Source organism: Microbispora triticiradicis (assembly GCF_005864065.1).
Classification (GTDB): Bacteria; Actinomycetota; Actinomycetes; order Streptosporangiales; family Streptosporangiaceae; genus Microbispora; species Microbispora triticiradicis.
The window spans coordinates 41,530-65,201 of sequence record NZ_VANP01000013.1; the positions used below are offsets into that span (position 1 = coordinate 41,530).

The window sequence follows — 23,672 nt, forward strand, 5'->3', positions numbered from 1 at the left end:
CGCTGTGTGGCAGGCTTGCGGTTGGCTTCCGGGAGGGGTTCCAAGCAGTCCCAAGCCACCTCCAAGCAAGAAACAAGACCAAACCTCCACGATTGCTGCCGTGGATGGAACGTTCAGAAAATATCTCGGCAGACTGACCGGAGGGATGGCCGCGCTGGCGGCCGTCGCCGTGGTCGTCACCGCCGCTCCCGCTTCGGCGGACACCGCAGACGAGGTGCCCGTGGGCACCAAACTGGCCGCGCGCACGCACCCGGCCGTCCAGCTCACCAGCCTCACCTACTCGGGCGAGGTCGTCGTCCCGACCAGCCAGGTCAAGCAGGGACCGTTCCAGCAGCTGGTCGACGAGGCCACCCAGGCGGTGATCTCCGGCAAGATCCCCTCCGACGAACGCAGCATCGCCAAGTTCCTGTTCCAGCGCATGGCGGCCGACGTCGACCGGTACCTCCAGCCCGTCACCCCGGAACGCACCGCCAAGGCGCAGGTCGGCGGCATGTGCACGGGCTGGTGGGTGACCCCCGACGGCTACATGGTCACCGGCGCGCACTGCGTCGAGATGAGCGACGACGAGCTGTCGCAGACCTTCGCCCAGCAGGCGCTGCAGAAGTTCAACAAGCAGGACGCCAAGGAGATCATCAACGGCCTGCAGGGCATCGAGGCCGACAAGGAGCTTCTCGAGCTCGCCCAGCAGGTCTACGTCACCTTCAACACCAACCACCTGCAGATCCGCGGCCTGCAGAAGAGTCTGTCGGTGCTGCAGAGTCTCCCCGGCGGCGGCGTCGACAAGACGGCCAAGGAGGTCCCGGCCGAGCTGGTGTCGGTGGGCGAGAGCTACCCGGGCAAGGACTTCGCCCTGCTCAAGGTCAACGGCCAGCAGAACCTGCCGACGGTCCCGCTCGGCGACGACGCGGACGTGCAGACCGGCAACACGCTCTACATCAGCGGCTTCCCCGGCCTGGTGACCAACACCCCGTGGTTCAGCGTCGAGTCGAAGCTCGACCCCGCGCTGACCGAGGGGCCGTACAACGCCAAGCGCACCACGCAGGAGGGGGTGCCGTACATCCAGACGCAGGCGCCCTCCTACCACGGCAACTCCGGCGGCCCGGTCTTCAGCCGTGCGGGCAAGGTCGTCGGCATGCTGATCGCCGGCACCGTCAGCGAGAACGGCGAGGCGTCGGAGAACGAGAGCTTCGTGCTCCCGGTCTCGGTCATCAAGGAGAAGCTCAACGAGAAGAACATCAGGCCCTCCGCGTCGATGACCACGACGAAGTACAACGAGGCGCTCGACGACTTCTTCCTGCGGCACTACAAGGACGCGCTGCCGAAGTTCCGCGAGGTCCAGGCGTTGTTCCCGGCGCACCCGTACGTCGCGAAGTACATCACCGACTCCCAGCAGGCGATCTCGTCGGGCAAGGACGAGACCCCGCAGCCGATGTGGGTGTGGCTCGCGATCGGAGCCGGCGCCCTGGTCGTGGTCGGCGGCGGCCTCCTGCTGCTGCTCGTGCTGCGCAGGCGCGGGAAGGCGTCCGCCTCCCCGCAGGGCCAGGCGCCCACGCCCTCGTACGGCGGGGGCCCCTTCCCCGGCCCGAACGGCGCCTCCTACCCGGCGCAGGTGGGCGGCGGCTACGGACAGCAGCCGGTGAACGGCCAGGTGCTCCCCCAGGGCTGGCAGCCGCAGAGCCTGCCGCCGGCCGGCGGCGACGCCCAGCGCCCCGGCGGCGGCTACGAGCCCCCGCGTCCCGGAGGGTACGACCCCCAGCGGCCGGGCGAGGGTGCGGAGCCCCGGCGGCCCGACGGCGCGACGCAGTACGTGCGCCCCGCTCCCTCGCCGTACGCGCAGCAGCCGGCCCGCCCGCAGCCGCCTCAGGCCGGCCCGGCGCAGGCCCCCGCGGGCAGCGACGCTCCCCAGGTCGCCGACCTGGAGCGGGAGATCGCCGAGCTGCGCCGCCAGTTGCAGCACCGTCAGCCGGACGCGTGACGCGCCGGGCAGGAGGGCGTCTTCCCCACGCCCTCAGCTCCGCCGGGCACGCGAGGTGAAGCCTCCGCCGGCCGTCCGCACGGGCACCCCGTGCGGACGGCCGGCGTGCCCGCCCGGCCCGCCCGGAAGGGGCGTACGCGGCCAGGGCGGGGAAGGGCCGTCCGTGCGCCCTTGACGGCCCGGAGGGGAAGGACCCGGGGGGAAAGGCGCCGCAGGGGAAGCACGGGACGAAGTCCCGGCGGGCGTCCGGACGGCCTCGGTACGCTCCGGCCGGTCTCACCGGCCGTCGCGAAGCTCACTGATTCGGCACTCGCTCACCCGCCACTGTCGGCCACCGGCCAGGCATCGCCTGCCGGGAGGTGCGAATCCCGCGGCAATGCACGGGCGCCGGGCCGCCCGTCTCCGGGAGTGTGGACATGAGGGTGGTCAGGAGGCGGCGGGGGCGAAGACGCCGAAGAGGTTGCCCGACGTGTCGTGGAGGTAGGCGAAGTCGGGTCCGCCGTCGTTGCCCACGACCTCGCTGAGCACCTTTCCGCCGAGGGCCTCCACCTGTCGGCAGGTCTCCACGACGTCCCGCACCAGCACGGTGAAGACGGCGTGGCCGGGGATGTCGCCGCGGGTGGCGAACACTCCGCCCTGCACCTCGTCGTCACCCGCGTAGCTGATGAGCCGGTAGTCCATGCCCATCGCGGCGGAGTTCTCGTCGGTCCGGAAGCGCCAGCCGAACAGGTCGCCGTAGAACCGCTGGACGCCCTCGGGGTCGTCGCTCGCGATCTCGAACCAGGCGACCGTGTTGACTGCGGGCTCGGCGGGAGTCGTCATCGTCCGTTCTCTTCCTGTGAAGTCCTGCGAAGTCCTGTGGAGCCGCTCAGCGCCTCCTCCCGGTGCTGCTGCGCGCTGTTTCCATGCGAGCGCACGTGCTTCCGTGCGAGCACACGTGTTTCCGTGCGAGCAGGCCGGGCGGCGGGTTGAGCGATGCGGGCGGGCGGACAGATCGGGCCGGACCGGGCCGGGACCCGTGCGCCGCTCGCATGAGTAGAGACTCCCAGCGCCTCGCGACACCCCCCTGTCGGTGTTTCCACTTCCTCACGAACATTTTTTCGAATTCCCTCAGTCCAGTGCCGGAGTTCGCGCGATCATGTGCGGTATGTCGGCGTCGAAGGCCTCCAGAGGCCGTCCGGGCACCGGCTCCTCGGTGAGGGCGGCGTCCGCGATCCGGTCGAGCCGGAAGACGCGGACGGCGTCGCGCAGGCGGCACCACGCCACCAGATACCACCACCCGCTCCGCCCGCCGACGAACGCTCCGGGCTCGACGTCCCTGGTAGTGAGCACGCTCTGGGCGTCGGCGTACCGGATGCGCAGGACGAGGCCCTTGAGCAGGGCCTCCTCGATGACCCGACCGATGGACCCGGTGTACCGCGACTCCGGCTTCTCGTCGGTCAGGATCTGGACGCGGGCCGCCAGCTGACGGGCGCGCTCCCCCTCCGGACCGGGCATGGCGGCGACGAGCTTGCGCAGCGCGCTGCGCGCCTCGTCGGCGAAGGGCTGCTGTTCGGTGCGGCTGAGGGCGATCGCCACCGCGACGGCCTCTGCGGGGGTGAAGTTGAGCGGGGGCAGGGACATGCTCCTGTCCAGTGCGTATCCTCCCCTGCGCCCGACCTCGGCGTAGATGGGCACGCCGGCCTGCTGCAGCGCGGAGATGTCCCGCTCGATGGTCCGCGAGCTCACCTCGAAACGCTGGGCGAGCTCACGCGCGGACCGGCAGCGCGGGGAGATCGCCCGCAGGTCCTCGACGATCGCGTAGAGCCGGTCGGTACGGTTCACGCCCCCGAAGGTAGGCCACCCCACCGACATTTCTCGCTGACCCGTTCGACTCCGGCCGTCCCCGGCTCTGCTTCGACCCCCATCGGGCCTGCTCCCCGCCCTGACGATCAGGTGCCGGCCGGTGCCCCGGTCACCCGCCGGCGGCTTCGGCGAGTTCGGCCAGGAGGTCGCGGCCCGGCTCGGGGAAGCGCTCCTCGGCGACCTCCGCCCAGGAGATCCGGTCGAGCCGGAAGACCCGCACGTCCTCACGTAGCCGGCACCAGGCCACCAGATACCAGTGCCCGCCCCTGCCGCCGAGGCAGACGCTGGGCTCGACGTCCCTGACGGTCGCCACGCCCTTGCCGTCGGCGTACTCCAGGCGCAGCACGTGCCGCCCGCGCAGCGCCCGGTCGATCGCCCGTTTCACCGTGTCCGGCCCCGCGAGCGCGTACCCGCCCTGGTCGAGCCGGATGGGGACGCCGGCCTCCCGGAGTCTGGCCACGTCGCGCACGACCGTGCTCTTACTGACCCCGAGGCGCGTGGCGAGCTCGCGGGCCGGCAGGCAGCCGCCGGCCTCCAGCTCCTTCACCAGCGCGTCGCGGCGTTTCATGATTCGACGCTACGTCGATCAGTCCGGACAGACCGGTACAACACCCCTCACCCAGAGGCCACAGCCCTATCACCCCAAGTGCCCCACGGCCGGGTGTTGCGGATGCGTTCCGCCGGGATGCCGCACAGGGCCGCCCGCTCGCAGCCGAACCGCTGCCAGTCGAGCTGGCCCGGGGCGTGCGCGTCGGAGTCGATCGCGAAGTCGCAGCCGATCTCGTACGCGAGGCGCAGCAGGCGCTTGGGCGGGTCGAGCCGGTCGGGCCGCGAGTTGATCTCCACTGCCACCCCGAACCTCCGGCACGCCTCGAAGACGATCTCGGCGTCGAAGCTCGACTCGGGCCGTCCGCGGCCCTTCACCACCCTGCCCGTGCAGTGCCCGAGGACGTCCACGTTCGGGTCGGCCACCGCCGTGACCATCCGCCGCGTCATGGCGCCGGCGTCCATCCGCAGCAGCGAGTGGACGCTGGCCACCACGACGTCGAGCCGTCCGAGCAGCTCGGGCTCCTGGTCGAGCGAGCCGTCGGTGTTGATGTCCACCTCGATGCCGGTGAGGACGCGGAACGGCGGGCCTCCGTCCCCCGCGTACCGCTCGTTGAGTTCGGCGACCACGTCGAGCTGCCGCCGCAGCCGGTCGGCGGACAGGCCGTGCGCCACCGTCAGCCGGGGCGAGTGGTCGGTCAGCGCCAGGTACTCGTGGCCGAGCTCGCGGGCGGCGGCGGCCATCTCCTCGATGGGCGATCCTCCGTCGGACCAGTCCGAGTGGCTGTGGAGGTCGCCGCGCAGCGCGGACCGCAGGGCCCGGGCGGCCTCGTCCAGGTCGGTGCCTGCGGTGTCCTCCAGCCGCCGCAGGTACGTCGGCACGGCGCCGTCCAGCGCCTCGGCGACGGCGAGGGACGTGACCTTGCCGACGCCCTTCAGGTCCGTCAGGCCGCCGGTGCGCGCGAGCCGTACCAGCTCCTCCCGGGGCAGGTCCTCGATCGCGGCGGCGGCGCCGCGGAAGGCGCGCACGCGGTAGGTCGGCTCGCCGGCCCGCTCCAGCAGGAAGGCGATGCGCTTGAGCGCCTCGACTGGGTCCACACCGGGCACGCTACCCGGCGCCGCCTGCCCCGATCCGGAACCTCGGACCAGACTGTCCCGTTCGTCCAACGAGACGATAGTGTGTGCCGATCTCGACAGCAGGAGCCGGATTGCCAGAGCCCCGGGACAGCCCCCCACGCGGAACACCGCCCCCCGGCGGTTCCTTGCCGCCGCCGCATCCCCTGGCGATGGGCGCGCAGTGGCAGGCGCGCCAGGCGGGGCGCAAGCCTCCGCCGCCGCCCGAGGGCGGCGGCAAGTCGTCCACGGCGGTCAAGCTCGGCACGCTGGGCGTGCTGTCGGTGCTGCTCGTCGGCTTCTGCGCGGCCCAGGACGACTACGAGGAGGTCGGCGCGGACTGCGTCGACACCTCGACGCGCAACCCGGACGGCTCCTACATGGTCGTCGACGACGACTACTGCGACGACGACCATCGGCACTACGGCGGCTCGCACGGCGCGTACCGCTGGTACTACGGCGGCAGCCGCACGGGCGCCCGGGTCCACAACGGCACGACGGTGCGGCCCGCCGACGCGAAGATCACCAGCCGTACGGGACGGGTGGTCCAGCGGGGCGGGTTCGGGTTCCACAGCGGCGGCGGTGGCTGAGGGGTGCGCAGGCGGACCTCGGCGCCCAGGGAGGACTGGGCGGCGATCATCGAGTCGCAGGGCCTGGCGTTCCACCGGTCCGCCCATCCCGAGGGCCTCAGCCGGCCCTACTGGGACGAAGGCGTCCACTACGTCTTCACGCTGGACGAGGTGCTCCGCCTGGAGGACCAGGTCGAGGAGCTGCACCGGATGTGCCTGGCCGCGGCCGACCACGTCGTGACCCACGACCGGTACGCCGATCTCGGCATCCCCCCGCACTGCCGTGCGGCCGTCGCCGAGTCGTGGCGGCGGCGCGACCCGCACCTGTTCGGCCGCTTCGATCTGCGCTACGACGGCACCGGCCCGGCCAAGCTGCTGGAGTACAACGCCGACACCCCGACGAGCCTGGTCGAGACCTCCGTCGTGCAGTGGTTCTGGCTGAAGGACGTCCATCCCGGCGACGACCAGTGGAACTCGATCCACGAGCGCCTCGTGGACCGCTGGAAGTCCCTCACGCTCCAGACCGGCCCGGTCCACTTCGGGTGGACCAGCGCCGACGAGACGGGCGAGGAGGCGATGACCGTCGGCTATCTCCAGGAGACCGCGGAGCAGGCCGGCCTGACCACCGCCGCGGTCGCGATGGAGGACATCGGCTGGGACGCGCTCAACCACCGGTTCGTCGACATGGAGCACCGGGTCATCCGCACGCTGTGCAAGCTGTATCCCTGGGAGTGGCTCGTCGCCGAGCCGTTCGCCCCGCAGGCCCTGGCGCAGCAGGTCTCCATGACCTGGATCGAGCCGCTGTGGAAGATGCTGCTGTCCAACAAGGCCCTGCTGGCGATCCTCTGGGAGCTGTACCCCGGCCACCCCAACCTGCTTCCCGCCTATCTCGACGGTCCCCGTGAGCTGGCCTCCGGGCCGGGCTACGCGCGCAAGCCGCTGCTCGGCCGCGAAGGCGCCTCCATGCGCATCTCCGCGCCCGGCGTCGAGCTGGAGACCCACGGCGACTACGGCGCCGAGGGCTTCGTCTACCAGGAGTTCCGGCCGCTGCCGGTCTTCGACGGCTGGCGTCCGGTGCTCGGAGCCTGGGTGATCGACGACGAGGCGGCCGGGCTAGGCATCCGGGAGACCTCCGGCCTCGTCACCGACGACACGTCCTCTTTCGTCCCCCACCGCATCCACGGCTGAAAGCGAAGGCCCCCCGTGAACACCACCACCTCGCTCGCCGGCGTGCTCGGCCACGGCGCCCTGGCGATCGTCTCGTACGCCGTCCTGGGCGTGCTGCTGCTCGTCGCCGGGTTCTACGTCGTGGACCTGGCGATCCCCGGCAGGCTCAGCACGGTGATCCGCACCGACCGCAACCCCAACGCGACCGTGCTCGCCACCTCCAGCGTGGCCGGCGTGGCGCTCATCGTGGCGGCGTCCATCTGGTCGTCCGGCGGCGAACTGCGCGAGGGCCTGCTCGCGACGCTCGTGTTCGGGCTCGTCGGCATCGCCGTGCAGACGCTCGGCATGGTCGCCTTCGACAAGGTCGCGGGGATCTCGGTGCGTGAGCTGGTCCGCGACGAGGCGTTGCGGCCCGCCGCCGTGCTCCTCGGGGTGACGCACTTCTTCATCGGCCTCATCACGGCGGTCGCCGTCATCTGAGGTCCCCGCCGGCCGCCGCAACGCGCCGTACGGGACCGGGAGCGCGTTCCGCGCGGCGACCTGGCACGCTAGGGGACGTGAGCGAACGGGGCGCGCGAAACGGCGGACAGGTGCGTACGGACGGGCAGAGCGACGGAGTCACCCGGGGGGCCGGGGACGAGGTGCCGATGAGCGACAGGATCCGGGAGGACACGGCGCGGCGGCTCGACCGTGCCATGGGCAGCCTGGGGACCGCCGCGATGGCCCGGATGGAGGAGCGGCTCGCCTGGTACCGGGCGCTGTCGGCGGAGGACAGGTCGTGGGTCGGGCTGGTGGCGCAGGCCGGCATCGCGGCGTTCGTGGAGTGGTTCGGCCACGCGGGCGAGGGCAGGCCGACGCCGAGCATCGAGTTCTTCGGCACCGCGCCGCGCGAGCTGAAGCGCAGCGTCTCGCTCCAGCAGACGGTCGACCTCGTCCGCATCGTCGTCGAGGTCGTCGAGGCGCAGGTGGAGGAGCTGGCCGCGCCCGGCGGCGCGGAGCTGCTGCGGCACGCGATGCTGCGCTACACGCGCGACGTCGCCTTCGCCGCCGCCCAGGTGTACGCCAGGGAGGCGGAGGCGCGCGGCTCGTGGGACGCGCGGCTGGAGGCGCTGATCGTGGACGCGCTGGTGCGCGGCCAGGTCGACGACGGCCTGCACTCGTGGGCCGCCGCGCTCGGCTGGACCTCCGCGCCGGTCGTCGTCTTCGCGGGGTTCGCCCCGGACGAGGACCCGCAGAGCGTCATCGACGGGCTGCGCGACAAGGGCCGCCGCATCGGCCACGAACTGCTGGCCGGCGTGCAGGGCGACCGGCTCATCGTGATCGTGGGCGGGGCGGACGGCGTCAAGGACGCGGCGCGCGGCGTCGTGTCGCGCTTCGGGGCCGGCCCGGTCGTGATCGGGCCGGAGGTGCCCGACCTGCATGCGGCGGCCCGGTCGGCCCGCGCCGCCATCGCCGGGCTGCGCGCCGCGGCCGGCTGGCCCGACGCGCCCCGGCCCGTGCTGGCCGAGGACCTGCTGGCCGAGCGCGCCCTGGACGGCGACGAGGACGCCCGCGCCCAGCTCGTGGAGAACGTCTACAAGCCGCTGGCCGGGACCCCGCTGCTCGACACCCTCGCGACCTACCTGGAGCAGGGCACCTCGCTGGAGGCGACCGCGCGCCTGCTGTTCGTCCATCCCAACACGGTGCGGTACCGTCTACGGAAGATCACGGAGCTGACCGGATACCAGCCGACGGAGGGCAGGTCCGCATTCACCCTCCAAGTTGGTCTCATACTCGGTCGCCTGTCCGTAACCTGAGCCGCGTGTCTTAACCTTCCCGACACCGAAACTGTAGGTACCCCACAACGCGACCTCCACAAAGTTCGTTCGGATCTCCATCAGTGTGGTGAACCTCTACAGGGCAGGGTTGAGTACGTGCTCGTCATCGTCGCTCCGGGCCAAGGCGCCCAAACCCCAGGATTCCTCAGTCCGTGGCTTGAGATCCCCGCGTTCCGGGACCGGATCTCCGCGTGGTCCGACATCGTGGGCCTCGATCTCGCGTCGTACGGGACGGCCGCCGGGGCCGACGAGATCCGCGACACCGCGGTCGCCCAGCCCCTGCTGGTGGCGGCGGCCCTGGCGTCCTTCGAGACGCTGGGCGTACGGCCGGACCTGGTCGCCGGGCACAGCGTGGGCGAGTTCGCCGCCGCCGCGATCGCCGGGGTGCTGACCGCCGAGCAGGCCCTCTCCCTGGTGCGGGAGCGCGGGCTGGCGATGGCCAAGGCCGCCTCCGTCACCGCGACCGGCATGAGCGCGGTGCTCGGCGGGGCCGAGGACGAGGTGCTGGCCGCGCTCGACAGGCACGGCCTCACCCCCGCGAACATCAACGGCGCGGGCCAGATCGTCGCGGGCGGCACGCTGGAGCGCCTGGAGGCGTTCGCGGCCGACCCGCCGGCCAGGGCGCGGGTGCGCTCCCTGGCGGTCGCCGGAGCCTTCCACACCGTCCACATGGCCCCCGCCGTGGACCACCTGCGCGCCGAGGCCGCGACCGTCACCCCCGCCGAGCCGTCGATCACGCTGCTGTCCAACGCGGACGGCGCGGCGGTCGACGCCGGGGGCGAGTTCCTGCAGCGGCTGGTGACCCAGGTCGCCAACCCGGTCCGGTGGGACGCCTGCATGGCGACGATGGCCGAGCGGGGGGTCACCACCATGATCGAACTGCTGCCCGGCGGCACGCTGACGGGCCTGGCCAAGCGCGCCATGCCCGGCGTCAGGACGGTCGCGCTCAAGACCCCCGCCGACCTCGACACGGCCAAGGAGGTGCTCGGATGAGGCTCGGCCAGGGCGCCCCCGCCGCGCGGATCCTCGCGTTCGGCGGCTACCAGCCCGCGCGGGTCGTCACCAACGACGACCTCGCCGCGCGGATCGACACCAGCGACGAGTGGATCCAGAGCCGCGTCGGGATCAGGGAACGCCGCATCGCCGGGCCGGAGGAGTCGGAGATCGACCTCGCGGTCCAGGCGGGCGGCAAGGCGCTGGCCGCCAGCGGCCTGTCGAGCGACGACATCGACCTGGTGATCGTGGCGACCTGCACACCCGAGGCGCCCATCCCCAACACCGCCGGCCGCGTCGCCCACCGGCTGGGCGTCACCGCTCCCGGCGCCTACGACCTGAACGCCGCCTGCGCCGGGTTCTGCTACGCCCTGGCCGCCGCGTCGGACGCCGTACGGACGGGCTCGGCGACCAACGTGCTGGTGGTGGGCAGCGAGAAGCTCAGCCAGTGGGTCGACGGCGACGACCGGTCGACCGCCGTGATCTTCGCGGACGGCGCGGGCGCCGCCGTCGTGGGCCCCTCCGACCGGCCGGGCATCGGCCCGGTGGCCTGGGGCAGCGCCGGCGACAAGGCCGACGCGATCATGATCAAGGACCGGAGTTCCTTCCTCCACCAGGAGGGCCAGGCGGTGTTCCGCTGGGCCACGACCAGCCTTCACCCGGTGGCCAGGCTCGCCTGCGAGCGTGCCGGTGTGGACCCCGCCGACCTGGCCGCCTTCGTCCCCCACCAGGCGAACCTGCGGATCGTCGAGGCCATCGCCCGTAAGATCGGCGCCGACAAGGCCGTCGTCGCCAAGGACATCGTGCTCGCCGGCAACACCTCGGCCGCATCCATCCCGCTCGCGCTCTCCCGCATGATCGAGCGCGGCGAGGTCGCGTCGGGCGGGCTGGCCCTGCTGCTGGGCTTCGGCGCCGGCCTCACCTACGCCTCTCAGGTGATCGAGATCCCCTGAGAGACCCCCGTACGGCCCGCCGTACGGATCTGGGGCGACCCAGACGAACCAGGAAAACACAACAAGGAGAAGTCGCGACATGGCACTGACCGAGCAGGAGATCCTCGCGGGCCTCGGCAAGATCGTGAACGAGATCACCGGCATCCCGGCCGCGGAGGTCACGCCGGAGAAGAGCTTCGTGGACGACCTCGACATCGACTCGCTCTCCATGGTCGAGATCGCCGTCGCGGCCCAGGACGAGTTCGGCGTCGAGATCCCCGACGACCAGCTCAAGCACCTGAAGACCGTCAAGGACGTCATCAACTTCATCCAGAGCTGAACCGCCGGACGTGCCCCGCTCCCGCACCGGGAGCGGCCGGGCGCGTCTGGTCCCTTCACGCCCCGAAAAGCAAGAGGAGTGCAGACGAAGTGAGTAAGGACCGGGTACGTGTCGTGGTCACCGGGCTCGGCGCGACGACGCCCCTCGGTGGAGACGTCGCATCGACCTGGTCGGCGCTCCTCGAGGGGCGGTCGGGCATCCGCCCGCTCACCGAGGACTGGGTCGACTCCGTGCCGGTGAAGTTCGCCGGCGTGGCGGCCGTCGATCCGGCCGAGGTCCTGCCGCGGCCGGAGGCCCGCAGGCTCGACCGCAGCGAGCAGTTCGCGCTGATCGCCGCCCGCCAGGCATGGCAGGACGCGGGTGCCCCCGAGGTTCCCGCCGAGCGGCTCGGGGTCTGCGTCTCCAGCGGCATCGGCGGCATCGGCACGACGCTGTCGGCCTACGACACCTTCAAGGAGCGGGGCTGGCAGCGGCTGTCGCCGTTCACCGTGCCCATGCTGATGCCCAACGGCCCGGCGGCCTGGGTGGGCCTCGAACTGGGCGCCAGGGCCGGCGTGCACGCCACCGTCTCCGCCTGCGCCTCCGGCGCCGAGGCCATCGGGTACGCGCTGGAGATGATCCGCGCCGGCCGGGCGGACGTCGTCATGGCGGGCGGCACGGAGGCGGCGATCCACCCGCTGAACGTGGCGGCCTTCGCGGCGGCCCGGGCCATGTCGACCCGTAACGACGAGCCCGAGCGGGCCTCCCGCCCCTGGGACCGCGGCCGTGACGGCTTCGTCCTCGGCGAGGGCGCGGGCCTGATCGTGCTGGAGTCGTACGAGCACGCGGTGGCCCGCGGCGCCCGGATCTACGCCGAGGTGGCGGGCCTCGGCATGTCCGCCGACTCCCACCACATCACCCAGCCGGAGCCCGAGGGCCGGGGGGTCGTCATGGCGATGACCCAGGCCATGACCGACGCGGGGCTGACCGGACGCGACATCCTGCACGTCAACGCGCACGCCACCTCCACCCCCGCGGGCGACGTGATCGAGGCCCAGGCGGTCGAGAAGTCGTTCGGCTCGCACGTCCTCGTCACCTCGACCAAGTCGATGACCGGGCACCTGCTCGGCGGCGCCGGCGGCATCGAGTCGGTCTTCACGATCAAAACGCTGTCCGAGCGGGTCGTCCCCCCCACGATCAACCTGGAGGACCTGGACGACGGCGTCGACGTCGAGATCGTGTGCGACAAGCCGCGCGACCTGCCTGGGGGGCAGATCGCGGCCGTGAACAACTCCTTCGGGTTCGGCGGACACAACGTCGCCGTGGCCTTCACGACCGTTTGACAAGGGAGTCTCGAATGACTGTGCTCGACAGCGGGACGGCGGCCGGCAGGGGGACAGCGGCCGAGACCGCCGAAGCGGCGGCCGTCGACTCCCGCGACCCCCTGGTGCGACTCGGGCACCTGCTGGACGAGGGCTCGATCCGGCCGATCACCCCCGAGGACAGGAGCGGCGTGCTGGCCGTGACCGGCCGGGTGGACGGCGTGCCGGTCGTGGCGTTCTGCAGCGACGCCCGCATCCAGGGCGGCGCGATGGGCGCGGAGGGCTGCGAGCACATCGTCCACGCCTACGACGTGGCCGTCCGCGAGCGGGTGCCGGTCATCGGCGTCTGGCACTGCGGCGGCGCCCGCCTCGCCGAGGGCGTGGAGTCGCTGCACGCCGTGGGCCGGGTGTTCGCCGCCATGACCAAGGCCTCCGGTGTCGTCCCCCAGATCTCCGTCGTCGTCGGCCCCGCGGCCGGCGGCGCCGCGTACGGCCCGGCCCTGACCGACATCGTGATCCTGGCCGACAACGGCCGCATCTTCGTCACCGGCCCCGACGTCGTGCGCAGCGTCACCGGCGAGCAGATCGACATGGCCGCCCTGGGCGGCCCGGAGCCGCACAGCAAGCGCAGCGGCGTCGTCCACGTCGTGACGAAGGACGAGCCCGAGGCCCTGCTGAAGGCCCGCCAGCTCGCCGGTCTCCTCGGCCACCAGGGCCGGATGCGCGAGGTGGACGAGGTCGACCTCGGCGACGTGCTCCCCGAGAACCCCCGCCGCGCGTACGACGTGCATCCCCTGGTCAAGGGCCTGCTCGACGACCCCGGCGTGGAGCTTCAGCCCAAGTGGGCGCCGAACATCGTGACCACCCTGGGCCGCCTCGGCGGCCGCACCGTCGGCGTCATCGCCAACAACCCCATGCGGCTCGGCGGCTGCCTCGACTCCGCCTCGGCGGAGAAGGCCGCCCGGTTCGTCCGGATGTGTGATGCCTTCGGGGTGCCTCTGGTCGTGCTGGTGGACGTGCCGGGCTACCTCCCCGGCGTCGGCCAGGAGCACGACGGCGTCGTCCGGCGCGGCGCGAAGCTGCTGCACGCCTTCGCCGAGGCGTCCGTGCCCCGCGTCACGCTGATCACCCGTAAGGCGTACGGCGGGGCGTACATCGCGATGAACTCCCGCTCGCTCGGCGCGACCCGCGTGTTCGCCTGGCCGACCATGGAGGTGGCGGTCATGGGCGCGGTCGCGGCGGTGCGGATCATCAAGCGGCGCGAGATCGCCGCCGTGCCGGAGGAGGAGCGGGCCGCGCTGGAGGCCCGGCTGGCCGAGGAGCACGAGAAGGCCGCGGGCGGCCTTCAGCGCGCCATCGACCTCGGTGTGGTCGACGAGGTCATCGAGCCGGCCAAGACCCGCGGCGCGATCGCCCGGGTGCTCGCCCAGGCCACCCCGGCCCGCGGCGCGCACGGCAACATCCCGCTCTGATCGCTTTCCGGAAGCGCCGGCCCCCGGTCACGGGGACCGGCGCTTCCGCGTCTCCGCGCCCGGCCGCCGATTCCATGAGCGAACCGCCACGCGACGCGGCCCCGGCCACCGGGTGATCCGATCGTGAGCAGGGCCCGCTCCGCGAGGCGGGCGGTGCCCGGCCGCCCGGGCCGCCCGGGCCGCCCGGGCCGCCCGTGGCATCGACGTGGCACCGGCGTGGCACCGGGCGGAAGGGTCAGACGGCGGCGTGCAGCCAGCGGACCGGGGCTCCCTCACCCGCGTAGCGGAACGACTCGAGCTCCTCGTCCCACTGCTTGCCGAGCAGGCGGTCGAGTTCGTCCTCCAGGACCACCCGGCCCTGCGCCGCCATCAGCATGACGTTGCGTAGCCGGTCCTCGGGGACCAGGATGTCGCCGTTCGCGCCGACGACGGCCGTGAAGGCCCCCAGCGTCGGCGTGTAGGCGTGCCGGGAGCCGTCGACGCCCGGCGAGGCGTCTTCGGTGATCTCGAAGCGGATGCGCTGCCAGCCCATGAGCGATGACGTGATCGCCGCGGCGGTGCCGGGACGGCCCTCCCACTCCGCCTGGGCCCGCAGGGTCCCGGGCGCGGCGGGCTGGGCGGTCCACGTCAGGTCGACGGGCACGCCAAGAACGCCTGCGACGGCCCACTCAATATGCGGGCACAGCGCAGGCTGAGCCGAGTGGACGTACAGGACGCCACGAGCAGCAGCCACCGGACCTCCCAATTCGCATGAGGTGCGCCTTCCCCAACGGCCTCACGGTTTGAGATGATCACGGTTGGATGACTGTAGGAGAGACTACCGTCCGTCGCAGCCTGGCACCAGAGGGGGGTCATACCGAATGGTGCTTGGCAACTCTTTGCATTGGGCATGACACCTTCCGCGATCAACCAGGCAAGGTCGTGGAAAGGCCCCGCGCATGCGCACCCGGCTCATCGAGCCCGTCCCCGGGCGTCCGGCCCTCATCCGTCCCGGCGAACTGCTGACCTCCGCCCCCGCCGCCGTGGCCCGGTGGGCGCTCGCCGCCGAACCGCTCCCCGGGCCGATCTCCGAGGCGGGCCGCGTCCACCGCGTACGGCTCGCGCCGGGCGCGGACGTGGTCGACCTGACGGCCACCCTTCGCGACCGCGGGCACGCCGCCTCCCCCAACCACGTCCTGTCGGGCCAGCCGTTGTTCTTCGGCGGGCCCGGCGGGCCCCCCTCCCCCGCGCCGCCACCGCCGTACGAGCCGGGGGAGCCCTGCGAGGTCACCGTCGCGGTGCTCGACACCGGCCTCGCCCCGCATCCCTGGCTGGCGCGGTGGTACCGCGACGACATCGCCGAGACGCCCGACGCCGACGGCGACGGCGTGCTCGACCGGCAGGCCGGGCACGGCACGTTCGTGGCCGGGCTCATCCTGCGGCAGGCTCCCGGCGCGCGCCTGCGCGCCCTACGCCTCCTCGACAGCGACGGCATCGGCGACGAGGCGGCGCTGCTCGGCGCCCTCTCCCTGCTGCGCGGCGGGCCGGCCGACGTGCTCAACCTCTCCTTCGGAGGGCACACCTTCGACGACGGTCCGCCGCTGGGACTGGCCGAGGCGCTCGCCGTCTTCCCCGCCGTCGTGGCCTGCGCAGGCAACACGGCCTCCGCCCGCCCCTTCTGGCCCGCCGCCCTGCCGGGCGTCCTCGCGGTCGGCGCGCTCGACGGGGACGCCCGCGCGCCCTTCTCGGCGTACGGGCCCTGGGTGGACGTGTGGGCGCCCGGCGTCGGGCTCGTCAGCAGCTTCCTGGAACACCGCGACTTCCACGGCTACGCCTCATGGAGCGGCACGTCCTTCGCCGCCGCGGTGGTCTCCGGCGTGGTCGCCCGCCTCTGCCGGGAGGTTCCGCCCGATCAGGCCGTACGACGCCTGCTGCGGGACGGCCGGCGGACCGGGGATCTCGGGGTGGTCGTGACGACCGGGGATCGATAGGGTTCCTGTCACCATGCGCATTCCCCCGAGCGCGAAGAGTGACCACATGCCGACAGACGACTCGTTCGCCACCATCGACCAGGCCGGCTGGGAGGACCTGGTCGCCCGGTTCGACGGCAGGATGTGGGCCGTCGCGCGGGCGTTCGGGCTCAGCGCCGCCGACGCCGCCGACGCGGTGCAGTGCGCCTGGCTCCGGCTCGTGGAGAACGCGGGCGCCATCCGCGACCCCGCCAGGGTCGGCGCCTGGCTCGTCACCACCACCCGGCACGAGGCCGCCAGGCTCAGCCGCAGGGCCCGTGGCGAGGTGGTCTCCGACCTGGACGTGCCGGACCCGGCGCAGCCCGACCCGACGGCGGCCGTGGTCGACGCCGACCTGGGCAGGCAGGCGTGGCGGCGGCTCGACCTGCTCGGGGAGCCCTGCCGCTCGCTCATCCGCCTCTACGTGCTGCATCCCGAGGCGAGGTACGCCCAGATAGCGGTCCGGCTCGACCTGCCGGTCGGCAGCATCGGGCCCACCCGGGCCCGATGCATGTCCCGCCTGCGCGCGCTGATGGAGGAACCGGATTGAGCGGGAACCGGGCCCGCCCCTCAGGGCGGCCACGTGGAAGCGGAACGACGAGACATAAGGAGCGCCGATGAGGGAGGAGTACCTGATCGCGGCCCTGCGGATGGGCGCGGGCGCCGACCCCGTGCCCGAGGGGGTCTCGGCCGCGGCCCGGGCGGTGTTCCGCCTGCGCGTGCCCGGAGGGGTGCCCGCCGGGCCGGTGGACCTGGCCGCGCCGGGCGGAGCGCGCTCCTCCCCGGCGTCCGGCACCACGCCCGGCACGACGCCCGGCACGACGCCCGGCACCGCACCTGGCACCGCACCTGGCACCGCACCCGGCACCGCGTCCGGCACGGATGCCGCGGCCGGTGAGCCGGGCGCGGCCGGAGCGGGCGGCGCGTCGTGGCGGCCGGTCACCGCGGACGGCCGGGACGGGACGCACGTCCGCAGGTTCACCGCGGCGGGCCTGGTCATCGACCTGGAGACGACCATCGTGGGCGGGCGGATGGAGGTGGCCGGGCAGGTGTCCCCCGCCCCCGGGCCGGACGCCAGGATCGAGGTGCGCACGCCCCAGGTCGGCAAGGTCCGCGTCCTCTCCGAGACGGGCCACTTCGCGGTCACCGGCCTGCCGCCCGGATGGGTCAGCGTGGTCTGCCATCGGCCCGGCCAGGCACCCGTCTTCACCCGCTGGCTCCGCGTACGCCCGTGATGTCACGGCAGCACGCCCACCGGCCGGAACCCGCGGGACCGTGCCACAGCACGAGCCCCTCCCAGAAGCGGGACCAGGACCAGGGCCAGGACCGGCTGGTCGGCCGGGCCGAGGCGGCCGTACGGCTCTCGGGCACCGATCCCCGGCTGGCCCTGTCGGAGGCGAGGGCCGTACTGGAGCTGGCCCCGCGGGCCGAGCCTGCCGGGCCGTACGGCGAGGCGGCCTCGGTGGCGCTGCGCGCGTCGGCGCTGGCGGCCCGCGAACTGGGCGACCTTGAACTGGCCGAGGAGCGGCTGCGGGAGGCGGCCGGCGCGGCGCGGGGGCATCCGCTGCGGGTGGCGCAGGCGCGGATGTCGCTCGTCACGGTCCGGGCCCAGCTCGGCGATCCCGAAGGCGGGCTGCGCCTGGCCGATCTCGCCGAGCGGGATCTCACGGGAACCGACCTGGCCAGGCTGGACGTGCAGCGGTCGGTCGCGCTGATGCTGCTCGGGCGGCACGCGGAGGCCGCACGGCACTGCGACCGGGCGATCAGCCGGCTGGACGAAGATCCGTTCTTCCAGGCGGGCGCGCTGCTGAACCGCGGCCTCGCCCACGTCTATCTGGAGCGGTACGGTACGGCCGAGGCCGACCTGGCCCGATGCGCCCGCATCGCCAGGCACGCGGGCCTCGACCATCTCGTGATGCTGGCGGAGGGCAACCTGCCGTTCGTGGCGGCCCGCCGGGGCGACATCGCCGCCGCCTTCACGCGGTACCGCGCGGCGGAGGAGACGTTGTTCGGCTTCCCCGAGCGGCTCGCCGCGATGCGGACCGACTTCGCCGAGGCGCTGGTGGCCGCCCGGCTGCCCGGCGAGGCGCGCACGCTGCTCGAACAGGCCGTGCCCGAACTGGTGGCCGCCCAGGCGCACGCGGCGATCCCCGGAGCGCGGCTGCTGCTCGCCCAGACCGCCCTCCTCTCCGGGGACGCCCGGCTCGCCGGCGCGACCGCGCGCACAGCGCACGCGGAGCTCGCCGCGCAGGGCAGAACCGCCTGGCTGCCCCTGGCCACGGAGGTCGTCCTGCGGGCCCGCCTGGCCGAAACGACCGGCCGGCCACAGGACGGGCTCGGCACCCAGGAAGAGCCGGGCTCCAAGGAGGCGCCAGGCGACGGCCTGATCGCCGAGCTGGTGTCCTGCGCGGACGCGCTGGCGGCGTGCGGGTGGCGTGCGGCGTCCTCGGCGTTGCGGCTCACCGCCGCCGCCTCGGCCGTACGGCTGGGCGCGCTCGGCCGCGCCCGCGAGCAGTTGCGGATCACCGCCGCCACCGCGACCCGCCCGCTCGTCCGATGGCACGCCGTGGCCCTGCGGCACCACCTGGACGGGGACCTCGCCCGGGCCCTGGCCGCCGCCGCCCGAGGCATCGAAGCCGCCCGTCCCGGGAGCGGCGCGGACGCCGGGAGCGGCGGCGACGCGGCTCCGCAGGCGGGGACCGGCCGGCCGGCGGGCGGTGCGGCCGCGGAGGACATCCGCGCGCCTGTGCGGGACGCGGAGCTGCGGGCCCACGCCGCCCGGCCCGCCGAGGACCTCGCCGCGTTCGGCCTGCGGATCGCCATCGACCGGGCCCGCCGGACGGGCGACGCCTGGACCGTCCTGGAGTGGTCCGAGCGTTGGCGGGCGGTCGTGCGCGGCGCGCCGCCGTTCCCGCCGCCGTTCCCGTCGCCGGGACGCGCGGGGGCCGGGCTGCTCGTGGAGCTGGTGCGGCGTGGCGACGAGTTGTTCGCCGTCACCGCAGACGCCGGCGGATGCGCGCTGCGCGCCCTGGGTTCCTATCAGGCCGCGGTGGAGGCGACCACGCGCGTCCGGTACGGCCTGCGCCGCCGTGTCCTCCGAGACGCCGGTCACCCGGCGGGCGCCGACGACGAGGCGGTGGCCCTCGAACTGTCCGCTCTCGACCGGCGGCTCCTGAGCGGTCCCGGCACGCTCGCCTCCCCCGGCTCTCCGGGACGCAGCTCTCCGGGATGGGGTGCGGCCGGGCCGGTGACGATCGTGCCCACCGGGGCGCTGGGCACGCTGCCCTGGCCGATGCTCCCCTCATTGCGCGGACGGCCGGTGTCGGTCGCGGCGGACGCCGCCCGATGGTTCACCCCGGCTCCCGGTCCGCCCGGCGGCGATCCGCTGGTGCTGTCGGTGGCGGGCCCTGGGCTCGACCACGCCGCCGCCGAGGCCGCGATGGTCGTCGCCGCGCACCCAAGCGCGCGGCGGGTCGGCGCCACCAGGGCCGAGGTGCTGCGCGCGCTGGAGCGGGCCGACGTGCTCCATGTCGCCGCCCACGGGCTCTTCAGCCCGCGCGGGCCCATGCTGTCGCACATCACGCTGGACGACGGGCCGCTCATGGCGTACGACCTGCTGACCGCGCGCCGGATGCCCCGGCTTGTCGTCCTGTCGGCCTGCGACGCGGGGATGGCGCACGCGCCGGTGGACGGCGCGGCCCTGGGACTCGCCGGGACCTTCCTCGATCGGGGCGCGGCGTGCGTGGTCGCGGGCGTCGTGCCGGTCCGCGACGACGAGGCCCCGGCGGTCATGACGCTCTTCCACCGGCTGCTGGCCGAGGGCCGCTCCCCCGCCGAGGCGCTGGCCGCGGCGTCCGCGAAGTCGGCCGTACCGGGCTTCGTCTGCTTCGGTGACGGCCGCCTCGCACCGGGATGAGGTCAGCCGGTCGCGACGGGCCTGCCGGGGTCGGCCACCCAGTTGGACCACGAGCCGGCGTACAGGGCGGCGGGCAGCCCGGCGATCTCCAGCGCCAGCACCTCGTGCGCGGCCGTCACCCCCGACCCGCAGTACGCCCCGACCGGCACACCCTCGACGGCCCCCAGCGTGTTGAACCGCTCCCGGAGGAACGACCCGCTGTGGAAGCGCCCGCCGGGCTCGACGTTCTCGGAGGTGGGGGCGCTGACCGCGCCGGGGATGTGACCGGCGACCGGGTCGACGGGCTCCACCTCTCCCCGGTACCGCTCGGCCGCCCGCGCGTCCAGCAGCACGCCGTCGGCGGCGAGCGCGGCCGCCTGCCCGGCGTCGAGCACCGGCATCCCGCCGGGCCGGGCGGCGAAGTCTCCCGGCGGCACCGGCCCCTCCTCCTTGGACACCGGGAGCCCGGCCCGGGTCCAGGCCCGCAGGCCGCCGTCCAGCACGCGGACGTCGCCGTGGCCGAAGTACCGCAGGGTCCACCACGCCCGCGCGGCCGACGTCGAGTCGGCGTCGTCGTACACGACCACCGGGCGCGCGCCCGACACCCCGAGGCGGCGCATGGCCGCGCCGAAGTCCTCCGGAGCGGGCAGCGGATGCCGCCCGGCCGGGCCGGGCGGGGCGGCGAGATCGGCGTTCAGGTCGCAGAAGACCGCGCCGGGCACGTGGCCCTCGCGGTACGACTCGATGCCGGGCGGCCCGCCGAGCCGCCAGCGGACGTCGAGGATCGTGACGCCGGCGAGCGCGGCGAGTTCCTCGGGAGTGATCAGCGGGCTGTGCTCTCCATCACGGTGCTTCCCATCACGATGCTCCCCGACTCGCTCGCTCATGAGACCCCTCCTGGCCGGTACGGTGCCACAGCCATTGTGCCAAGCCGTCGCCGCCGCCCGGCCGGGCCGGACACCGTTCACTGCTATGGTCGCGCGAATGCGATCGAGTTACCTCGCCTGGGACGACGCGGTGGACCTGTTCGAGCGGCGCGGGCTGCCGAAGGGAACGTACGAGAACCTGTACGAGGAGGAGTACATCCTGGTGCCGGGTCCCGCCGCGGTGACCGGCGAACTCCCCCTCGACGAGCACGAGCGGACGCCGTGGCGGGAGCACACGCCCGAAGCGGCCACCGGGTACGTCGTGGACGGCGACCTGGTCGTCGACGGGAACATCACCGACGTGGACGACGGGGCCGCCGCGCTGATCGTCCTCGGGAACCTGCGGGCGAGGAACGTCTACCTGGCCGGTGACGCGAAACTGGTCGTGCACGGCCACGTGACGGCCGAGACCTTCGTCGGCGACATGACCGAGAAGCTGGTGATGATCCACGGGGACCTGCGCGCCACCGTCTCGATCTTCTGGAACGAGTTCTGCCCCGACCTGGTCGCCGGCACCCTCCACGGCAGGACCCTCGCCCCTGCCTACCTCGACCTTTCCACCGCCCCCATCGGCGGTCTGGCCGACCCGGCGCCCGAGGCCCCGCTCAGCCGCCTCCTCGTGCCCGAACTGCTGGTCACCGGCGCCCCCGGCCCCGACGACCTCCCCGAGATCGGCGTCCGCGGCGACGCCCTGCGTGACCGCCTGCTGGCCGGCCTCCCCCTCACCACGACCCGCTGACCCCCGGCGCGGTTCACCGATCGCTGACCGGTCAGCGGCGGATCTCCAGGAGCGGGACGTTCTGCTCGGCCGGGGTCAGTGATCCGTGGTAGCCCGTCAGTGACGACTCCACCGGCTCGGCGGCCGACGCCACGATCACGCACTCGCCGTACGGCACGGCCAGCACGTCGCCGATGCGGCCGAGCCACTCGCGGCGGACGCGGTGGCCGAACCAGCCGGTGTCGGCGGCCTCCTCGCGGGTCACCACCCAGGCCCGCCCGCGCAGCGCCTCGCGCCAGGTCTCCAGGACCCCCGCCGCCGCGCCCGGCCTCGTGTAGACGTGGCGGGCACGGGCCTCGCCGCCGAGCATGAGCACGCCCTCCCGCAGGTCGGGGCGGTGGTCCACGTCGACCTTGTCAGTGGCGTTGATCATGCCGTGGTCGGCCGTGACGTACAGGACGGCGCCCGGCGGCAGGGACTCCGCGATGCGCTCGGCCATGCGGTCGACGACGGCGAGCTGTTCGAGCCACGTGCCGCTGCCCCAGCCGCCGAAGTGGCCCGCCCGGTCGACGTCGCCGTAGTACACGGTGACATAGGAGGTCTCCCGCAGCGCGTGCCGCACCGCGTCCACGCGCTCGTCGGCGGTCTCCGCCGCCCGGTGACGCATGCCCCGGTAGACCGCGCGGGTGAGCCCGGTGCCGTCGAAGGAGGCGGGCGCGACGTAGACGGGCTCCACCCCCGCCGCGGCCATGCGCTGGTAGACCGTCTCGGCGGGCTGCCAGACGTCGGGGTCGACGGGCAGGCCGGGCGCGGTCCAGCGCAGGCAGTTGAACAGCCTGCCCTCCCCCGGCACCGCCATCTGGACCCCCACCATGCCGTGCTCCCCGGGGGGCGCGCCGGTGCCGAGCGTGGCCAGGCTCGTCGGGGTGGAGGACGGGAAGCCCGCCGTGAGCGTGCCGCGCAGGTGGGCCGAGAGGAACGGCGCCGTGCCGGGGTGGGCGGCCAGCATCTCGGCCCCGAGCCCGTCCACGAGGAACAGGCACACCCGCGCGGCCGGCTCCAGCGCCAGCGTGTTGTCCGCGGACAGGCCGAGAGCGGCGAGCATCGACCCCGGCAGGTCGGCGAGCGAGGCCGTGCCGTACGCGGGCACGTACGGCACGGCCGGCGGCCCCCCGGCCGCGGCCCCGAGAGCCTCGGGAGCGGCAGGGGCGGCCGGAGACGCGGGGGCCGTCCGGGCCGCCGGGGACGCCCCGCCGGACGCCGCCGCGGACGTCCCGCGAGACGCCGCTGGGAGCTGGGGGTCGATCACGTTGCCTCCCGGCGGGACGAAGAGGGGACGGTGTCAGGGAACGCCCGCCGCCTCCCTGACGGGACGCTCCTCAGTCGGTGCTCTCCAGACGGTGCTCTCACCAGACGGTGGCCTCAGACGGTGGCCTCGGACAGCGCCTTCGCGAAGGCCAGCACATGGGTGACGGCCTCCGGCCCGTCGGCGGCCTCGCTGACCCGCAGCGACAGGTCGTCGGCGGTGATCGCGCCGGTGTAGCCGTGGTCGGCCTCGCAGTTCTCGTCGCCGCAGGTCGCCGGTTCGAGGTCGACGTGGGAGATCGCCCCCCATCCGATCGTCAGCGTGACCTCCGTGGGGGAGGTGCCCGGCGCGTACGACGCGGGGTCGGGCACGACTCTGGTCACGGCGACCGACTGGATGCGGCTGAGCCGCACCGCCTCCGTGGTGGTGGAGGCGTGCGAGGCGGGCATGCCCTCGGCGGGCGGGTGCTCGTCGGTGTGGCAGACCAGCAGCCGGGTGGGCGACAGGACCAGCACCGTGACGTGCCTGCGCACCTCCATCGCCGGGTCGAACGTCGCCTCGTGATGCACGACGTACGCCGTCACCTGCTCGCTGCCGAGTGCGGAGTCGACGGCGTCGGCCACCAGATCCGGGTAGTAGCCGCTGCGATCTATGGCCTCGCGCAAGCCCGCGGCGGAGACTCGGGTTTCCCTCATGGGTCCATCCTGCCCTGTAAGGGACACCTGTTTCACACCCCGGCGGGACGGGTTTTCCGCCCGCGCCGCGCCGC

23 protein-coding genes are annotated in these 23,672 nt (G+C 73.8%); 15 read left to right on the forward strand and 8 right to left on the reverse strand.

Annotated features, from left to right (window positions below):
* The first annotated feature begins 100 nt into the window (after nt 1-100).
* Nucleotides 101-1,975 carry a S1 family peptidase gene (locus tag FED44_RS27540; RefSeq protein ID WP_244302310.1) on the forward strand — a complete coding sequence of 625 codons (1,875 nt, stop codon included), beginning with the start codon at nt 101-103 and terminating at the stop codon, nt 1,973-1,975.
* Nucleotides 1,976-2,401: 426 nt separating this feature from the next.
* On the opposite strand, the gene FED44_RS27545 is transcribed toward FED44_RS27540, so the two are convergent.
* From FED44_RS27545 to FED44_RS27560, 4 genes are all read right to left on the reverse strand, one after another.
* Nucleotides 2,402-2,797, reverse strand: coding sequence for a VOC family protein (locus tag FED44_RS27545; RefSeq protein WP_117410418.1), 396 nt, complete (start codon nt 2,795-2,797; stop codon nt 2,402-2,404).
* A gap of 288 nt (nt 2,798-3,085) precedes the next feature.
* Entirely contained in the window at nt 3,086-3,799 is a 714-nt protein-coding gene (locus tag FED44_RS27550) for a helix-turn-helix transcriptional regulator (protein WP_117410430.1), read from the reverse strand.
* Nucleotides 3,800-3,929: 130 nt separating this feature from the next.
* Entirely contained in the window at nt 3,930-4,388 is a 459-nt protein-coding gene (locus FED44_RS27555; RefSeq protein WP_138462548.1) for a helix-turn-helix transcriptional regulator, read from the reverse strand.
* Nucleotides 4,389-4,435: 47 nt separating this feature from the next.
* Nucleotides 4,436-5,464 carry a PHP domain-containing protein gene (locus FED44_RS27560; protein WP_208759212.1) on the reverse strand — a complete coding sequence of 343 codons (1,029 nt, stop codon included), beginning with the start codon at nt 5,462-5,464 and terminating at the stop codon, nt 4,436-4,438.
* A gap of 188 nt (nt 5,465-5,652) precedes the next feature.
* On the opposite strand from FED44_RS27560, the gene FED44_RS27565 reads away from it, so the two are divergent.
* The 9 genes from FED44_RS27565 to FED44_RS27605 all read left to right on the forward strand — a co-directional run bounded on the left by FED44_RS27565 (nt 5,653) and on the right by FED44_RS27605 (nt 14,070).
* Nucleotides 5,653-6,069, forward strand: coding sequence for a hypothetical protein (locus FED44_RS27565; protein WP_138462549.1), 417 nt, complete (start codon nt 5,653-5,655; stop codon nt 6,067-6,069).
* A 3-nt stretch (nt 6,070-6,072) separates the two neighbouring features.
* The gene (locus FED44_RS27570) at nt 6,073-7,236 is read left to right on the forward strand and encodes a glutathionylspermidine synthase family protein (protein WP_138462550.1); all 1,164 of its coding nucleotides are present in this window, start codon (nt 6,073-6,075) and stop codon (nt 7,234-7,236) included.
* 15 nt (nt 7,237-7,251) lie between these two features.
* Entirely contained in the window at nt 7,252-7,695 is a 444-nt protein-coding gene (locus tag FED44_RS27575; protein ID WP_117410422.1) for a DUF350 domain-containing protein, read from the forward strand.
* Nucleotides 7,696-7,862: 167 nt separating this feature from the next.
* Entirely contained in the window at nt 7,863-9,011 is a 1,149-nt protein-coding gene (locus FED44_RS27580; RefSeq protein WP_117410432.1) for a PucR family transcriptional regulator, read from the forward strand.
* 117 nt (nt 9,012-9,128) lie between these two features.
* Nucleotides 9,129-10,025: an ACP S-malonyltransferase gene (locus tag FED44_RS27585; protein ID WP_138462551.1), complete on the forward strand. Its 897-nt coding sequence runs from the start codon at nt 9,129-9,131 to the stop codon at nt 10,023-10,025.
* Nucleotides 10,022-10,978, forward strand: a complete 957-nt coding sequence (locus FED44_RS27590; protein WP_117410424.1) for a beta-ketoacyl-ACP synthase III — start codon at nt 10,022-10,024, stop codon at nt 10,976-10,978. The genes FED44_RS27585 and FED44_RS27590 overlap by 4 nt, the downstream gene beginning before the upstream one ends.
* Nucleotides 10,979-11,057: 79 nt before the next feature.
* On the forward strand, nt 11,058-11,297 hold the full coding sequence (locus FED44_RS27595) for an acyl carrier protein (RefSeq protein ID WP_117410425.1): 240 nt from the start codon (nt 11,058-11,060) through the stop codon (nt 11,295-11,297).
* 89 nt (nt 11,298-11,386) lie between these two features.
* Nucleotides 11,387-12,619: a beta-ketoacyl-ACP synthase II gene (gene fabF, locus FED44_RS27600; protein WP_117410426.1), complete on the forward strand. Its 1,233-nt coding sequence runs from the start codon at nt 11,387-11,389 to the stop codon at nt 12,617-12,619.
* A gap of 14 nt (nt 12,620-12,633) precedes the next feature.
* A complete protein-coding gene (locus FED44_RS27605) occupies nt 12,634-14,070 on the forward strand; it encodes an acyl-CoA carboxylase subunit beta (protein WP_138462552.1) in 1,437 nt (478 codons plus the stop codon).
* Between the two features lie 235 nt (nt 14,071-14,305).
* Here FED44_RS27605 and FED44_RS27610 read toward each other — a convergent pair whose 3' ends face one another.
* Entirely contained in the window at nt 14,306-14,782 is a 477-nt protein-coding gene (locus tag FED44_RS27610; protein WP_030505681.1) for a DUF3145 domain-containing protein, read from the reverse strand.
* 226 nt (nt 14,783-15,008) lie between these two features.
* Here FED44_RS27610 and FED44_RS27615 point away from each other — a divergent pair, with 226 nt between their 5' ends.
* The 4 genes from FED44_RS27615 to FED44_RS27630 all read left to right on the forward strand — a co-directional run bounded on the left by FED44_RS27615 (nt 15,009) and on the right by FED44_RS27630 (nt 19,974).
* On the forward strand, nt 15,009-16,040 hold the full coding sequence (locus FED44_RS27615) for a S8 family peptidase (protein ID WP_138462553.1): 1,032 nt from the start codon (nt 15,009-15,011) through the stop codon (nt 16,038-16,040).
* A gap of 46 nt (nt 16,041-16,086) precedes the next feature.
* Entirely contained in the window at nt 16,087-16,608 is a 522-nt protein-coding gene (locus FED44_RS27620; protein WP_117410429.1) for an RNA polymerase sigma factor, read from the forward strand.
* A gap of 67 nt (nt 16,609-16,675) precedes the next feature.
* Nucleotides 16,676-17,293, forward strand: a complete 618-nt coding sequence (locus tag FED44_RS27625) for a hypothetical protein (protein WP_138462554.1) — start codon at nt 16,676-16,678, stop codon at nt 17,291-17,293.
* Nucleotides 17,293-19,974 carry a CHAT domain-containing protein gene (locus FED44_RS27630; protein WP_244302330.1) on the forward strand — a complete coding sequence of 894 codons (2,682 nt, stop codon included), beginning with the start codon at nt 17,293-17,295 and terminating at the stop codon, nt 19,972-19,974. Before FED44_RS27625 ends, FED44_RS27630 begins: the two co-directional genes overlap by 1 nt.
* 2 nt (nt 19,975-19,976) lie before the next feature.
* Here FED44_RS27630 and FED44_RS27635 read toward each other — a convergent pair whose 3' ends face one another.
* The gene (locus FED44_RS27635) at nt 19,977-20,840 is read right to left on the reverse strand and encodes a sulfurtransferase (protein WP_138462556.1); all 864 of its coding nucleotides are present in this window, start codon (nt 20,838-20,840) and stop codon (nt 19,977-19,979) included.
* A gap of 97 nt (nt 20,841-20,937) precedes the next feature.
* On the opposite strand from FED44_RS27635, the gene FED44_RS27640 reads away from it, so the two are divergent.
* Nucleotides 20,938-21,618 (forward strand): bactofilin family protein, encoded by a 681-nt coding sequence (locus tag FED44_RS27640; RefSeq protein ID WP_138462557.1) that lies wholly within the window; start codon nt 20,938-20,940, stop codon nt 21,616-21,618.
* Nucleotides 21,619-21,649: 31 nt separating this feature from the next.
* Here the strand turns inward: FED44_RS27640 and FED44_RS27645 are convergent, their stop codons facing one another.
* Both FED44_RS27645 and FED44_RS27650 read right to left on the reverse strand, forming a co-directional pair.
* Nucleotides 21,650-22,906, reverse strand: coding sequence for an alkaline phosphatase family protein (locus FED44_RS27645; RefSeq protein WP_316246874.1), 1,257 nt, complete (start codon nt 22,904-22,906; stop codon nt 21,650-21,652).
* Between the two features lie 113 nt (nt 22,907-23,019).
* Nucleotides 23,020-23,598 (reverse strand): DUF5998 family protein, encoded by a 579-nt coding sequence (locus tag FED44_RS27650; protein ID WP_117410227.1) that lies wholly within the window; start codon nt 23,596-23,598, stop codon nt 23,020-23,022.
* Nucleotides 23,599-23,672: the final 74 nt, after the last annotated feature.